16 protein-coding genes are annotated in these 13568 nt (G+C 64.0%); 1 reads left to right on the plus strand and 15 read right to left on the minus strand.

Annotated elements, in window-relative coordinates:
• Positions 1 to 4: 4 nt before the first annotated feature.
• The 15 genes from K420_RS0103190 to K420_RS0103260 all read right to left on the minus strand — a co-directional run bounded on the left by K420_RS0103190 (position 5) and on the right by K420_RS0103260 (position 12168).
• On the minus strand, positions 5 to 1300 hold the full coding sequence (locus K420_RS0103190; RefSeq protein WP_027456781.1) for a hypothetical protein: 1296 nt from the start codon (positions 1298 to 1300) through the stop codon (positions 5 to 7).
• A 45-nt stretch (positions 1301 to 1345) separates the two neighbouring features.
• Complete coding sequence (locus tag K420_RS0103195) at positions 1346 to 2110, minus strand: metal ABC transporter permease (RefSeq protein ID WP_035854447.1); 765 nt, start codon at positions 2108 to 2110, stop codon at positions 1346 to 1348.
• Positions 2100 to 2678 carry an ATP-binding cassette domain-containing protein gene (locus tag K420_RS0103200; protein WP_232422726.1) on the minus strand — a complete coding sequence of 193 codons (579 nt, stop codon included), beginning with the start codon at positions 2676 to 2678 and terminating at the stop codon, positions 2100 to 2102. The genes K420_RS0103195 and K420_RS0103200 overlap by 11 nt, the downstream gene beginning before the upstream one ends.
• On the minus strand, positions 2675 to 3571 hold the full coding sequence (locus K420_RS0103205) for a metal ABC transporter substrate-binding protein (protein ID WP_027456784.1): 897 nt from the start codon (positions 3569 to 3571) through the stop codon (positions 2675 to 2677). Before K420_RS0103205 ends, K420_RS0103200 begins: the two co-directional genes overlap by 4 nt.
• An 8-nt stretch (positions 3572 to 3579) precedes the next feature.
• Positions 3580 to 4986, minus strand: a complete 1407-nt coding sequence (locus K420_RS0103210; RefSeq protein ID WP_027456785.1) for a TonB-dependent receptor — start codon at positions 4984 to 4986, stop codon at positions 3580 to 3582.
• A gap of 75 nt (positions 4987 to 5061) precedes the next feature.
• Positions 5062 to 5343 (minus strand): hypothetical protein, encoded by a 282-nt coding sequence (locus K420_RS0103215; protein ID WP_157274973.1) that lies wholly within the window; start codon positions 5341 to 5343, stop codon positions 5062 to 5064.
• A 12-nt stretch (positions 5344 to 5355) separates the two neighbouring features.
• Positions 5356 to 6546, minus strand: coding sequence for a class I SAM-dependent rRNA methyltransferase (locus K420_RS0103220; protein WP_027456787.1), 1191 nt, complete (start codon positions 6544 to 6546; stop codon positions 5356 to 5358).
• A gap of 74 nt (positions 6547 to 6620) precedes the next feature.
• A complete protein-coding gene (locus K420_RS20375; protein WP_157274975.1) occupies positions 6621 to 6773 on the minus strand; it encodes a hypothetical protein in 153 nt (50 codons plus the stop codon).
• Positions 6774 to 6885: 112 nt separating this feature from the next.
• Positions 6886 to 7413 (minus strand): cysteine hydrolase family protein, encoded by a 528-nt coding sequence (locus K420_RS0103230; protein ID WP_027456788.1) that lies wholly within the window; start codon positions 7411 to 7413, stop codon positions 6886 to 6888.
• Between the two features lie 60 nt (positions 7414 to 7473).
• A complete protein-coding gene (gene xerC / locus K420_RS0103235; protein ID WP_027456789.1) occupies positions 7474 to 8388 on the minus strand; it encodes a tyrosine recombinase XerC in 915 nt (304 codons plus the stop codon).
• Complete coding sequence (locus tag K420_RS0103240) at positions 8385 to 9056, minus strand: DUF484 family protein (protein WP_198293785.1); 672 nt, start codon at positions 9054 to 9056, stop codon at positions 8385 to 8387. Before K420_RS0103240 ends, xerC begins: the two co-directional genes overlap by 4 nt.
• The gene (dapF, locus tag K420_RS0103245) at positions 9053 to 9883 is read right to left on the minus strand and encodes a diaminopimelate epimerase (protein WP_027456791.1); all 831 of its coding nucleotides are present in this window, start codon (positions 9881 to 9883) and stop codon (positions 9053 to 9055) included. Before dapF ends, K420_RS0103240 begins: the two co-directional genes overlap by 4 nt.
• 60 nt (positions 9884 to 9943) lie before the next feature.
• Positions 9944 to 10450: a GNAT family N-acetyltransferase gene (locus K420_RS0103250; RefSeq protein WP_035854449.1), complete on the minus strand. Its 507-nt coding sequence runs from the start codon at positions 10448 to 10450 to the stop codon at positions 9944 to 9946.
• Positions 10447 to 11322: a lysophospholipid acyltransferase family protein gene (locus tag K420_RS0103255; protein WP_232422727.1), complete on the minus strand. Its 876-nt coding sequence runs from the start codon at positions 11320 to 11322 to the stop codon at positions 10447 to 10449. Before K420_RS0103255 ends, K420_RS0103250 begins: the two co-directional genes overlap by 4 nt.
• Before the next feature lie 3 nt (positions 11323 to 11325).
• Entirely contained in the window at positions 11326 to 12168 is an 843-nt protein-coding gene (locus K420_RS0103260; protein WP_027456794.1) for a lysophospholipid acyltransferase family protein, read from the minus strand.
• 159 nt (positions 12169 to 12327) lie between these two features.
• On the opposite strand from K420_RS0103260, the gene metK reads away from it, so the two are divergent.
• Positions 12328 to 13491: a methionine adenosyltransferase gene (gene metK, locus K420_RS0103265; RefSeq protein ID WP_027456795.1), complete on the plus strand. Its 1164-nt coding sequence runs from the start codon at positions 12328 to 12330 to the stop codon at positions 13489 to 13491.
• Positions 13492 to 13568: the final 77 nt, after the last annotated feature.

Raw genomic sequence — 13568 nt, forward strand, 5'->3', positions numbered from 1 at the left:
TACCTTAAGACTTGGGAACGATGATGCGTGCCTGCTTGTTGAGACCGACGACGGCCATCAGCTCGGCAACGAGATGGTTCGGACTGCGGATGACAACTTCGCGCCCGGCCGCCTTGATCGGCGCCAAGCGATTGACCAGTTGCCCGGCCGAAATGAAATCGAGGCGCGTGACCCGGGAGAAATCGAGCACCGGCTGCGCCATGCCCTCGACGATCTGCGGCAAATCCTCGAAGCGGCAGCCTTTCAGTTCGCCCACCAAGTAATGGGCATCGTCCTGCTTCCCGTTGCCCCCGGCAGCCGCCATGGCCGGCGCGGCCGGCAAGGGCTCCCAGGAGGGCGGCGACAGTTCGAAGGTGATGGCGTAATCGACCGCCCGCTCCTCGAATTGCTCCTGTGTTCCATGCCGCTGCAGCAATTCAAGCAGCAGGCGCCAGCTCGCTTCATGACTGGAGTCACCAGCCACCAGGCGGCTATTCAGGCGCTCCATGAAAGGCTCGACACCGAGCAGGCTGACACCCAGCCGCAGCTTGCGCGCCCTGGTCAACAGGTCGGCCAACTGGGCAGCCACCTCGTCATCGCAACCGATCAGCTTGGTGCAATCGACGCAGACATCGGCCTTCTGGCCGACCAGGCGGGTCAGTTCGGCGACCGGTAACGCGCTTTCCGAGGTCAGCACCCCTTGCAGGAAAATCTTGTTGGGGCCGAGCCCCCCGGCCATCGGCTGGGTTGCGGGCAGATGCGTCGACCAGGTCGGCGGCGAGGTTTCGCAGGCCTCGGCATAGTCGACGCCGAGTTTCTCAAAGGCGGCGCGGTCGCCGCTGATCTGCAGCAAATCAAAAAGCAGCAGCCAGAAACGCTTGCCTTCTACGCCGTGGTAGGAGCGGACAAAGGTCTCAAGCAGCGAACGGGCGGCACCATCCTGACCATTGGCATAGAGGACGACGACCTGCTCGACGCAGGCCTGCAGCGGGTCGACGTCATGATCGACATCGATGCCCATGACGCTGGAGTTGGTGAACTGGCTGTCGAAATCGTCGAAGGTGAAATCGTCTGCGGGTACCACCGGGGTCGGTGCGGCAGCAGCAACCGGTGCCGGTGGACGGCTCTCGGCGGGTGCCTCGGCGAGGGGACGGCTGGCCGTGAACTCAAGGTCTGGCAACGGCTCCGGCAAGGGCCTGGATTGCTCTTCGGCTTCCGTCTGCTGCGGCTTGGCCTCGGATACCGGCGTAACCGGGCGCGGCTTGGCGGCCGGACGCTCGGGCATCTTGTTGGGCTGCTTCTTGAAAAACGAAAAAACCATGACTACTCCGCATGCAGAGTCGAACTTTTAGCATGCCGCCCCGCTTCATGCAATGATCAAGCCGATCCCGACGAGCAGGAGGGCAAGAATCGGCCCGAAGGGTTGATCCAGCCACAAGGCCACGCCAAAGGCACCGAGGTAGGCGGCCAGACCGATGACCAGCGCGCGCCACAAGCCGCCCCGCCAACTGGCCGCCCGCCGGAAAGCCAGCCAGGGCGGGATGAAAACGAGGGCGAAGGCCCCCATCACGCCGAGACTCATGGTCGCGAGGGCGAGGCATAGGGCCGCCAGCACATCGAAGCCAAGTTGTATGGGCCAGGCGCGCAGGCCGCGAATGCGGAAGAAATCCGGGTAGAGATGGGCCAGCAGCAAACTGCGCGACAAGGCGCGCAGCGCCAGCAGCGAGATGGCCCCCCCGATGGCAACCAGGGCCAGGGTAGCCCCATCGGCAAAATAGAGCTGGCCATCGAACAGGGCATGCCCCAGGCGCTCGGCCAGCGGATGGTTGGCAGCCAGCAGGACGGCGACCGACCAACTACCGAGCAGGAGCAGGGCATAGCTTGCGCCGCCACTCAGGCGGGCGGCGAAAAACCGCTTGCCGGCGCCTGCCGCCAGCGCGGTGCCGATGCCACCGGCAGCGGGCGGCAGACTGGATACCAAGGCGAGCAAGGCGCCAGCCGCGGCGATGTGGGCATAGGAAAGCGCGGCGAGCCATTCGTCGCGCAAGCGCAGGTAGGCGCCGAGCAAGGGCAGAACGATGGCCAACGCCAGGCCGGTCAGGAAAGGCAGCAGAAACAGCTCATTCCACATCGCAGGGCTCCAGGGTGACGACACGGTCGCAGGCTGCCGCGACGAAGCCGGCATCGTGGCTGACGACCAGGATGCCGCGCCCGCCGGCCGCCAGATCGCGCAGGTGGCGAGCGAGGTGGGCGACGCCAGCCCGGTCGAGATTGTTGGTTGGCTCGTCGAGCAGAACCAGGTCGGCCGGCGTGTCGAGAACTGCCCACAGCGCCAGGTAGTGGCGCTGGCCGCCGGACAGGCGATCGAGTCGCTGGTCGAGGCGGTCGGCCAGCCAGGGCGGCAGGCCGATCGGACTGGCCCCGGTCAGGGCGAGCAATTCGCGGCCGGACAAGGGCACACCGACGACCGGCGGAACGTCCTGCGTCTGCAGGGCGAGGCGCAGCCCGGCCGGGCGCGTCAGGCGACCGGAAAACACGCGGGCGCGGCCAGCAATGGCGGCCAGCACGGTGCTCTTGCCAACGCCATTCGGGCCGGTCAGGCCGACGATCTCGCCAGCCGCCAGGGACAGCTCGACCGGCCTGGTGGCCGGCTGCTGCCAGCCGGCCACCAGGCCCTCCAGATGCAGCAGGACGCTCACCGAACCGCCTGCAGCAGACGTTGCAGCGTGTCGTCGAACAGGCCAACCAGATCCTTGGCCGCTGGCGTGCCGCCCACCGTGTAAGGCAACAGCACGGCCGGCGTGCCGCTCTTGCCGGCGATCCACTGGCTTGGTCCCTCCGGGTTGTAGGCCGTGCGCAACACCATACGGGCCGGCGCCGCCTGCTGGCGGGCGAGCAGCCCGCTCAACTGGCCGCTGGTCGGTTCAATGCCCGGTTTCGGTTCAAGCGTGCCCAACTCCTTCATGCCCAGCCAGTGGGTCAGGTAGGTGAAGCTGGCATGATGCACCAGCACGCCGACTCCTTTCAGGGGCGCGCCCTCACGCTCCCAGCGGGCAATGGCGGCCTGCCACTTGCCGGAAAAGGCCTTCAGGTTGGCCTGGTAGGTGGCGGCGTTCGGCGCGTCAACCTCGGCCAGGCGGGCCGCCAGTGCCTCGGCCACCTTCTGTACCCGGTGCGGATCGAGGTGGATGTGTGGATTGCCGGCGGCATGCACATCACCGTGCGCCCGATCGACGACGCTCGGTACCTCGAGACGATCGACACAGGCCGCCGCCTCGAAATACCCCGGTCGCCCGGGCTGGATCGCGGCATTGCCCGAATCGCGCAAAACCAACGGCAGCCAGCCAACCTCCAATTCCGCACCGGCCGCGACAACCAGGTTCGCCTGCCGCGCCTGGGCGAGCAGGGAAGGCTTGGCCTCGATGCGATGCGGGTCCTGGAATGCGCTGGTCGCACTGTAGACCTTGACCCGGTCACCGCCGAGTTCGCGGGCCAGCGCGGCCCACTCCGGCACCGTGGCGAAGACCCGCAGTTCAGCCTGCGCCCCGCATGCCAGCAGCAGGGTGAACAGGGAAAATACGAAATGTCTCATGCAGCCTCCTAGAACTTGTGGGCGCCGTGGGCACCGAGACTCATGATGTACTGCACCGTCACCTGATTGTCGGTGATGCCGAACATCGACTTGTCCTGGGCGTACTGCAGACGGACACGCGAAAACTCGCTCCAGCTGTAATCGATCATCGCCGAGGCCTTCTTCGGACGATAGCTGTCGACAACCAGATAGGCTGCGTTGTCACCGAAATCCCGCCGGCCGCTGTCCAGCTGCTCGTAGCGCAAGCCGGCCCGCCAGTTCGGTGTGAATTGATAGACACCCTGGGCATACCAGCCGGACTGACGGGTACGGTAGGCGGATAGCATGCCATCGCACGCAACCGTCGCAGCAGCACCTTCGGGGGTTGCGCAGGTCAGATCGCCCTTTTCACGGCGCTGGAAATACTCGGTCTGGAACTTGAAATTCTGGTATTTCGGATTGCCGTTCGGCGCCCATTTCCAGACAAGATCAGCGATGAAGTTCTGCGATCGACCATCGAACAGCCCCTCGACTTCGTCATCCACGGTACCCGCAAAATGGGCGGCACGCGACTTGGCCTGCGTCGTCAGGTAGGAAACTCCGGCCCGCCAACTGTTCGAAACACCGACTTCGCCACCGACATGCGCAAACACGGCCGCTGCACCGCTGCCGTTCTTGTTGCGGTCGGTGCCCGGGAAATTGGCGCCACGCCCCATTTCGGCCCCCAGTTCGATGAAGGTATCGGTCGGCGCCAGCCATTTCAGCTGCACGCCGTCGTTGGTGTAACTGCCGTGATTGCCGAACAGCGCACGGTACATCAGCGGCGCATCGGCAAAATCCCACATATGCGGATGCTGCTCGTTCAGATAGCCGATACCGGAACGGAAACGGCCGCCCTTCAGGCCAATGCCGTGACCAAGGCCAAGCGACTGGAACCAGGCCTCCTCAACCTCCGCCGTGCCATCGATAGCGGCAATGATGGCCTGGCCGCGCCAGTAAGGGTCGATATTGGCGGCCAGCACCAGCTCAGTGTGATCGACCGAGAAACCGCGCTTGCTGATGCCCTCGATCGCCCCCTCGCCGTGATCGTGGCCACCGGCCGGCCAGAACCCGGTGATGCCGCGCTCCGGGACATCCTTCATGTTCTTGTACTGGCCTTGCAGGATCAGCGAAACCTCGGGGTTGAAACCGCTCGCCGGGCCGGCCGCCGGGCGGCGGCTGTCGGTACGCTCGGACTGCACCGTAGCAGGTGCCGGCTTGGCTGCCGGGCGGGATTCGGCCTGGGCAAGTTTCTGTTCGAGAGCGGCGATGCGCTGCTCGTAGGCCCGCTTCATGTCGTCGATCTGGGCACGGATGGCAGCGAGTTCGGAATGATCGGCGGCCTGCGCGCCAAAGGTGGCAGCCAGCATGGCAGCCATGGCAATACGTTTTTGCATGGAATACTCCTGAAAATTGCATGACGAGCGGACGCCACCATCCGGTCGCATCCACTCGGAAACAAGAGGCAATTTTCAGGTGCGGGGCGGACCGCGCTGGCAGGCGACGGGCGACGGCCAGTCCGCCCGACCGGGCGAAGTCAGGTATTCCGGCAGCCAGGCAGGCAGCACGACTGGCGGCAAGCTGGCGACCGAAGGCAGCGCGGCGCTGAGGTCGTGTGCCGCCAGACAAAGCTGGCAGGTGTGCGTCGGCAGCCCCTCCTCCCGGCTCGCCGCATGCTCGACGGCATGCACCCCGGTCAGCAACTGACCAAGGACAAGAGCGACAACGAGAAGAAGGTGACGCAGCGGATTCACGGGAAAAAGGGATCAGTCGACCTGGACGAGCAGGCCTTTGAGATATTCGCCTTCCGGAAAGTTCAAGGCTACCGGATGATCAGCCGTGCCGGACAGGCGGCGCACGATGCGCGCCTCGCGCCCGGCATCCAGCGCCGCACCGGCGACGATCTTCTGGAACAGTTCCAGCCCGATGCCGCCCGAGCAGGAGTAGGTCATCAGCAGGCCACCCGGCTTGAGCAGGCGAAAGCCGAGCAGGTTGACATCCTTGTAGGCGCGTGCGGCACGATCGGCATGCGCCGCCGACGGAGCAAACTTGGGCGGATCGAGAACAATCAGGTCGAACGTCCGCCCGGCCTTGCGAAAATCGCGCAGGGCCTGGAAGACGTCGGCCTCCAGCCACTCGGCACGCTCGGCCGGTAACTGCGGATTGAGCCCCAGGTTAGCCCGCGCCTGGGCCAGCGCCGGACCGGACGAATCGATGGACAGCACATGCGCCGCGCCACCGGCCAACGCCTGTAGCGAGAACCCGCCGGTGTAGCAGAAGCAGTTCAGGATGTCCTTGCCGGCCGCCACGCTGCGCAACCAGGCGCGGTTGTCGCGCTGGTCGAGATAGAAACCGGTCTTGTGGCCACCGACGACGTCGACCGCCAGCTGCACACCATTCTCGTCGATGCTCAACCCCGCGGTCGTCGGCTCACCGTACAACCAGCCGGTCGTCGGCTCCAGGCCTTCCAGGCCGCGCACGTCGGAGTCAGAGCGCTCATAGATGCGGGCACAGCCGGTCGCCTTGACCAGCCCGGCGACGATGGCCTTGCGCCATTTGTCGGCACCGGCCGACGTCAATTGCACGACCACCGTGTCCCCGTACTGGTCGGCGACGATGCCTGGCAGGCCGTCCGATTCGGCGTGAATCAGGCGCAGACCCTGCTGCCCCTTCAGCTCCGGCAAGGCCTGGCGACGCGCGACCGCAGCGGCGATGCGGCGCTTGAAGAAGGCATCGTCGACCGACTCTTCCGGGTCGAATGTCCAGAAGCGCGCCCGAATCTGCGAACGCGGGCTATAGGCCGCCCGCCCCAGCACCTTCAGGTCGTCGGACAGCACCTCGACGGTATCGCCCGGCCGCGCCCGCCCTTCCAGCCGGCCGACCGAGCCGGCGAACAGCCACGGATGGCGCTTGAAGGAGGAGCGTTCCTTGCCCGGCAGCAAAATCAGCTGAGCCATGTTTTTCCTGAAATCAGAAGTACAAAGCCCCGGTTACCTTGCAGCAACCGGGGCCCGCTGAAACCTTTTAACGCTTAGGCGCCCAGGGCCTTGCGGTTGCGCTGGTGGCACTCGGCAGCGTACATGGTCTTGAACATGGTCTTGCCGTCGCCCTTGAACAGGCGCTTGGTGGACTTGGAAACGCAGCGGCGTTCCAGGGAAGAACGGCGGTTACGGTTGATGGCCATGAAAACTCCTTGAATCCGGCGATTTTTCGAAACCGTGAATCATAGAGGCTGGTGGAAAAATCGTCAACGAAGCCTTGATTTTTCGGGAATTTTGCTCTTGCCTGCCACCACGCTACAGAACACCGGCCGATTCCACGACCGGGACACGCGCCGCCAGGGCCTTCAAGGCGATCACATGGATCATCTGGCTCACCGATGCGCAGCAGTCGCCCAGCACCGCCACCCGGTATTTTTCAGCCGCTTTCGAGATGGCGGTATGGGTGACGCAGTTCTGAGTCATCATGCCGCAGATCAGCAGTTCCTCAACACCAAGTGCGGCCAGCTTTTCTTCCAGCGTGGTATTCAGAAAACTGTCAGCCTGCGCCTTGGTCACCACCACGGCATCCGGCGCGGCGGCGAGGATGCGGGGGTGCAGTTCGACACCGCGCGTTCCGGCATTGAAAAACGGTGCCGCGCCGTTCGGGGCATCCGCAATGTGCTGCACCAGGATGACCGCCACCCCTTGCGCCCGCGCCCGGGCAATGGCCGATTCGACCTGGCCAAGCACCGCCTCGGTATTCCACAACGGGAATTTGCCGTCCGGGAAATAGTCGTTTTGCAGATCGATGACAATCAGCGCGCGTTGCGAGGTTGCAGCCATGAGGGAGCTCCTGAGAGGTGACGAAGTTTCATTCTCCCGCCTTTCCCGCTCCAGCCAAAGTCACCCACGCGGCTTGGCCTTGGCCCGCGGATGCGCGGCGTCGTAGACCTTGGCCAGATGCTGGAAATCGAGATGGGTATAAACCTGCGTCGACGCGATGCTGGCATGGCCGAGCATTTCCTGTACCGCGCGCAGGTCGCCTGAGGATTGCAGGACATGCGAAGCGAAGGAATGGCGCAGCATGTGCGGATGGACGTGGGTCGGCAACCCCAGTCGCTGGGCGCGCCGTTCCAGCCGGGACTCGACCATGCGCGGGCTGATCCGCCCCCCGCGCACGCCAACGAAGAGCGCCCTCTCGCCCGGCAAGGCTAATTCGCCCCGCATGGCGGCCCAGACGGCGAGCGCCTCGCGCGCCTTGCTGCCCACCGGCACCAGACGCAACTTGCTGCGCTTGCCGAGGACGCGGATTTCACCCTCGTGCAGGACGGTATCGAGCACATCGCAATCGAGGGCGACCAGTTCGGCCAGGCGCAGGCCGGAGGAATAGAACAACTCGAACATCGCCAGATCGCGCGCCGCCTGAACGGGATCGCCATCCTCCACCGCGTCCAGCAGACGGGCCGTTTCGTCCACTGACAGCGCCTTGGGCAGCAGACGCGGCGACTTGGGCGGCCGGATGCCATCGCAGGGATTGGCTTTCACCAGCCCGCGCTCGCCGAGCCACAGGAAGAAGCCACGCCAGGCAGAGAGCAAACGGGCCAATGAGCGGCCGGACAGCCCCCGGCCATGCAACTGGGCGACGAAGCGCCGGATGTGATGCACCTGCAAACTGGCCAACGGGATATCACCCGACAAGGCCAGCAGCTTCTCCAGGTCACGCCGGTAATTGCTGATGGTGTGCGGCGACATCCGCCGCTGATCCGACAACTCGGCCAGGTAGGCAGCCAGCGGGGAATCGGCCGCCGGATCGGTCACAGCACGCTCTTGGTCACCCGGGCCAGTGCGGCGGAAACCATCTCGCCCAGACGTTCGAGATACAGGGTGCCCATGTCGGCATAGAAGCGCTGGTTGTCTTCGCTGCCCAGCGCGATCATGCCGATCGTGCCGCCGCCGTTGCGCAGGGCGATCAGCGCCTGCGAACGGATGTGTGCGGCATGCTCGCCGAACCACGAAGCCGTACCGAAACCAGCCGTCGAGCCGCAGTACGGGCGGGCCAGGGTTTCGGCAAAAACCTGCAGTTCTTCGCTTACTGCGGCGAATTCCGGCAGATCCTCGACACCTTCCGGCTTGTCCCACAGGCGTAGCGCAACGTGCGGCACCGAGAAATCGTCGCGCAGGTGGAAATTGAGCAGGTGGATGACGGCCTGGAAGGTCTCGGCCGCGATCAGGGCCACCGCCAGACGATGTACCTTTTCGCTGATTGCGTCGTTTTCCTCGCCGAAGGCGATCAACTCGGCCAGCTTGGATTCGGTCGCGCGGTTTTTCTCGCGCAGGGTCAGCATCTGGCGCTCGGCCAGCGACACAGCGCGCCCGCCGTGCGGATGCGGCACGAAAATCTGCGCCATCAGGTCGGCGTACTGCTCGAAGAAGCTTGGATTGTTCTTCAGGTAGTCCGCAATTTCTTCGGGAAACATGGCGCTCATAATTCAATTTCTCCAGTGAATACGGTAACCGCCGGGCCAGTCATCAGGACCGGACGCCCCGGGCCGCCCCAGGCGATGTTCAGGTCGCCGCCGCGCGTCATGACCCGCACCGGCGAATCGAGCAAGCCACGGCGGATGCCGGCCACTGCCGCCGCACAGGCGCCGGTGCCACAGGCCAGGGTTTCGCCCGAGCCGCGCTCATAGACGCGGAGCTTGATGGCATGGCGGTCGATGATCTGCATGAAGCCGGCGTTGACCCGCTTCGGGAAACGTGGGTGTCGTTCGATCAACGGGCCGTGCTCGCCGACCGGGTGGGTATCGACATCGTCAACCACCTGCACGGCATGCGGGTTACCCATCGACACCACCGTGGTTTCCAGCGTCTCGTCCGCCACGTCGAGCAGATGGATGATCACGTCGTCGTCGGCCAGGAAGGGAATTTCGGCCGGGAGGAAGCGCGGCTCGCCCATATCGACGGTGACATTGCCATCGGCTTCGAGGCGCGGTTCGATGATGCCCTTGAGGGTCTCGACGCGGATCTGCCGCTTGTCGGTCAGTCCCTGGTCGTGCACGAAACGTACGAAGCAGCGGGCGCCATTGCCGCATTGCTCGACCTCGCCACCATCGGCATTGAAGATGCGGTAGCGGAAATCAACGCCGGGCTGGCTCGGCGTCTCGACCAGCAGAATCTGGTCGCAGCCGACGCCAAAATGGCGGTCGGCCAGATAAACCAGCTGTTCCGGGCTCAGGGAAACCTGTTGGCGCACGCCGTCGAGGACAACGAAATCATTGCCCAGACCGTGCATCTTGGAGAATTTGAATATCACGTGCCGCTCCGCTGTTTGACTCGGAAAATCATAGCAGAGACAGCACTTTGGCCCAAAATCTTAAAGTTTCTTCTCCATCACGTAATCATCCATCACGTAGCCGCCGCCGATGTCATCGACGGTGACTGTGCGCACCTCGAAGCCATACTTCTTGTACGAGTTGATGGCATTCACGTTGCGCTTGTTCACCTGCAGGATGAGACAGGGATAACCCTCACGCTTCGCCCGCTCGGCAACATGGGCGATCAATTGCCCGCCGACACCTCGGCGCTGCACATCGGGATGGATGTAGAGCTTGTCGAGCTTGAACTCGCCCTTGTAGATTTCACTGAAGGCGAAACCGACACGGCGCCCGTCATGGAAAGCCTGGTCGAGCCATTTGTGCAGGTCTTCCAGATCGTCGTACAGGCGCTCATGGCCGTAACGCTGCTCAAGCATGAAGTCGATCTGCTCCTGGGTGATGATGCCAGGGTAGGTCGCCTGCCAGATTTCACGGGCCAGCGCGGCGATGGCCGGCACATCGGGCGGCGTGATCGGGCGAATATCCACCTTCAGGTTGTTGTTCATTTGTAAAACCTCTGTTCTCCGGGTGGCCGGGTCTTGAAGCGTTTGTGCAACCAGAAGTACTGCTCCGGCATGCGCAGCACCTGCGATTCGATAAAGCGGTTCATCTGAGCCGTATCTGCCTCGACGCTGTCGCCGGGGAAGTTTTCCCAAGCCGGCATGACCTCGATCTCGTAGCCATCCGCGACCTGGCGGCAAATCACCGGCACGACACGCGCACCGGTCAGTCGCACCAGGCGCGACAACGCCGGGATGGTCGCTGCCTGAACGCCAAAGAAAGGCACGAAAATCGACTCCTTGGGCCCGAAATCCATGTCCGGCAGATAGTAGAAGGGGTGCCCCTCCTTCATCGCCTTGACGATCTTGCGCATGCCATCCTGGCGCGACAGCAACACTGCCTTGTTGAACCGCATCCGGCCATCATAAAGCAGCTTGTTGAGCACGGGGTTCTTCTGCATGGAAAAGACGCTGCAGCCAACGACGTGCATCGATACCACCGTACCACCCGCGTCGAGGCCAACAAAGTGCGGCGTCAGCATGATCACCGGCCGGCCAGCCGGATCTTTCAGATGCTCGACGCCATGGATGCGGATGATCCGCTCCAGCCGCTCTCTCGACGCCCACCAGCCCAGGGTGCGGTCAAGTACGGCTTGTGCGAAGGCGACAAAATGCCGACGGGCGATGTCCTCACGTTCGGTTTCCGTCTTCTCCGGGAAACACAGGCGCAGGTTGGTCAGTGCGACCTTGCGCCGCTCGCGGCCCACGGCATAGAGCAAGCGGCCAAGCCCCGCCCCCAGCACACGCAGGACAGGCAGCGGCAGCCAGTGCAACAGCCACAGGAAGCCGACCAGCAGCCAGGTCAATGCAATCTTCACGCTTTACTCCACCGGCGGTGGCTCAGCGCCACCCGGCCGCTTGTAACGGTTGTAGCCCCACAGGTACTGGGTCGGACACTGGCGGATCAAGGTTTCGACCTCATGATTGATCTGCTGTGCCCGCTCGACAGTCGTCCCCGACAACGGCGTCTGTGGCGGCAGGAAATGGATACGGTAGCCACGCCCGCCCGGCAGGCGCTCACCCCAGGTGAGCAGCGACATGGCGCCCGTCTCGGTCAGTCGGGCCGCCAGCGTCATGGTGTAGGCGTAGCGTCCAAAGAACTTGAGCCAGACACCCTCGCCGGTCTTCGGCGCCTGGTCGGGCAGCATGCCGACCATCTCGCCCTTCTTCAGCGCCTTGATCAGCGCTCGCACACCGGACAGATCAGCCGGCGCCAGATGCAGATGCGCGCGCTTGCGCCCCATCAGGATCAGTTCATTGGCGGCGGCCGATTTGGGCTCGCGGTAGAGCACCGTGATGTCGCCAAACGAGGACAGATACTGGGCCGTAATCTCGAAACAGCCGAGGTGCGGCGTCAGGAAAACGATGCCCTGGCCAGCCTGGCGAGCCGCCTCGACATGCTCCCAGCCGGTGACTTCGGCGACCAGCGGCACCGCCTCTTCCAGCGGACGCATCCAGATGCGCGCCAATTCGATCATCTGCTTGCCGGTTTCGGCGGCCACGGCACCGTGCAGGGCAGCATCGATACCGGCCTGCGCCATGTTTTCCTGCAAATGCCGGCGATAGGTCGGCGACAGCCAATAGACCAGCCGGCCGAGGGCACCGCCCAGGGCGTGCAACAGGCTTAGCGGCAACAGGGAAAGCAGGCGGAAGAGAAAAACCATGAAGCTCCGGGGGTTGATTCCCCCTGAGAAAAGATTACTATTATCCGATCGCCGAGTTAAACAGACAACTTGCGGGGCGATTCACAAATTCTGCTAAAGCGTCGCCCGCTCGTGGTCCAAGGCAGGTAACGCCGGATCATAGGACCACTGGAGCATGCTTTGAGCGATTATCTCTTCACTTCGGAATCCGTTTCCGAAGGCCATCCCGACAAGGTCGCCGACCAGATTTCCGATGCCATCCTCGACGCCATCCTGGCGCAGGATCCGCATTCGCGCGTCGCCGCCGAAACCCTTTGCAACACCGGCCTGGTCGTGCTAGCCGGTGAAATCACCACCAACGCCAACGTCGACTACATCCAGGTCGCCCGCGACACCATCAAGCGCATTGGCTACGACAACACCGAATACGGCATCGACTACAAGGGTTGCGCCGTGCTCGTCGCCTACGACAAGCAGAGCCCGGACATCGCGCAGGGCGTGAATAAGGCCTACGACGACAACCTCGACCAGGGTGCCGGCGACCAAGGCCTGATGTTCGGCTACGCCTGCGACGAAACCCCGTCGCTGATGCCGCTGCCGATCTACCTGTCGCACCGCCTCGTCGAGCGCCAGGCCATGCTGCGCAAGGATGGCCGCCTGCCGTGGGCGCGCCCCGACGCCAAGTCGCAGGTCACCATCCGCTACGTCGATGGCAAGCCGGACTCGATCGATACCGTCGTCCTGTCGACCCAGCACTCACCGGACATCAGCCTGGAAGACCTGCGCGAGGCGACCATCGAGCAGATCATCAAGCCGGTGCTGCCGAAGGAACTGATCAAGGGCGATATCAAGTATCTGGTCAACCCGACCGGCCGCTTCGTCGTCGGCGGCCCGCAGGGCGACTGCGGCCTGACCGGCCGCAAGATCATCGTCGACACCTACGGCGGGGCCGCACCGCACGGTGGTGGCGCCTTCTCCGGCAAGGACCCGTCCAAGGTCGACCGTTCCGCCGCCTACGCCGGCCGCTACGTCGCCAAGAACATCGTCGCCGCCGGCCTAGCCTCCAAGTGCCTGGTACAGGTGTCGTACGCCATCGGCGTCGCCCACCCCACCTCGATCATGGTCGAGACCTTCGGCACCGGCAAGGTCAGCAACGAAACCCTGACCGCACTGGTCAAGAAGCATTTCGACCTGCGTCCGAAGGGCATCGTCAACATGCTCAACCTGCTCCGCCCGATCTACCAGAAAACTGCCGCCTACGGCCATTTCGGCCGCGACGAGCCGGAATTTACCTGGGAAAGCACCGACCGGGCGGCGCTGCTACGCGGCGACGCCGGACTGTAAGCACACAACAAACCGGTAGCACGGCTGCCAGGCTGTAACACTTGCTTGGCACTGTGAAGATTTGAAAAAGGGGAGCC

The sequence above is a fragment of the Dechloromonas agitata is5 genome (assembly GCF_000519045.1).
Classification (GTDB): Bacteria; Pseudomonadota; Gammaproteobacteria; order Burkholderiales; family Rhodocyclaceae; genus Azonexus; species Azonexus agitatus.

Excerpts from the sequence above, each read along its gene's own strand:
- K420_RS0103190 (WP_027456781.1), bottom strand. The coding sequence starts at position 1,300 with ATGGTTTTTTCGTTTTTCAAGAAGCAGCCCAACAAGATGCCCGAGCGT.
- K420_RS0103195 (WP_035854447.1), bottom strand. The coding sequence starts at position 2,110 with ATGTGGAATGAGCTGTTTCTGCTGCCTTTCCTGACCGGCCTGGCGTTG.
- K420_RS0103205 (WP_027456784.1), bottom strand. The coding sequence starts at position 3,571 with ATGAGACATTTCGTATTTTCCCTGTTCACCCTGCTGCTGGCATGCGGG.
- K420_RS0103210 (WP_027456785.1), bottom strand. The coding sequence starts at position 4,986 with ATGCAAAAACGTATTGCCATGGCTGCCATGCTGGCTGCCACCTTTGGC.
- K420_RS0103220 (WP_027456787.1), bottom strand. The coding sequence starts at position 6,546 with ATGGCTCAGCTGATTTTGCTGCCGGGCAAGGAACGCTCCTCCTTCAAG.
- K420_RS20375 (WP_157274975.1), bottom strand. The coding sequence starts at position 6,773 with ATGGCCATCAACCGTAACCGCCGTTCTTCCCTGGAACGCCGCTGCGTT.
- K420_RS0103230 (WP_027456788.1), bottom strand. The coding sequence starts at position 7,413 with ATGGCTGCAACCTCGCAACGCGCGCTGATTGTCATCGATCTGCAAAAC.
- K420_RS0103240 (WP_198293785.1), bottom strand. The coding sequence starts at position 9,056 with ATGAGCGCCATGTTTCCCGAAGAAATTGCGGACTACCTGAAGAACAAT.
- K420_RS0103250 (WP_035854449.1), bottom strand. The coding sequence starts at position 10,450 with ATGAACAACAACCTGAAGGTGGATATTCGCCCGATCACGCCGCCCGAT.
- K420_RS0103260 (WP_027456794.1), bottom strand. The coding sequence starts at position 12,168 with ATGGTTTTTCTCTTCCGCCTGCTTTCCCTGTTGCCGCTAAGCCTGTTG.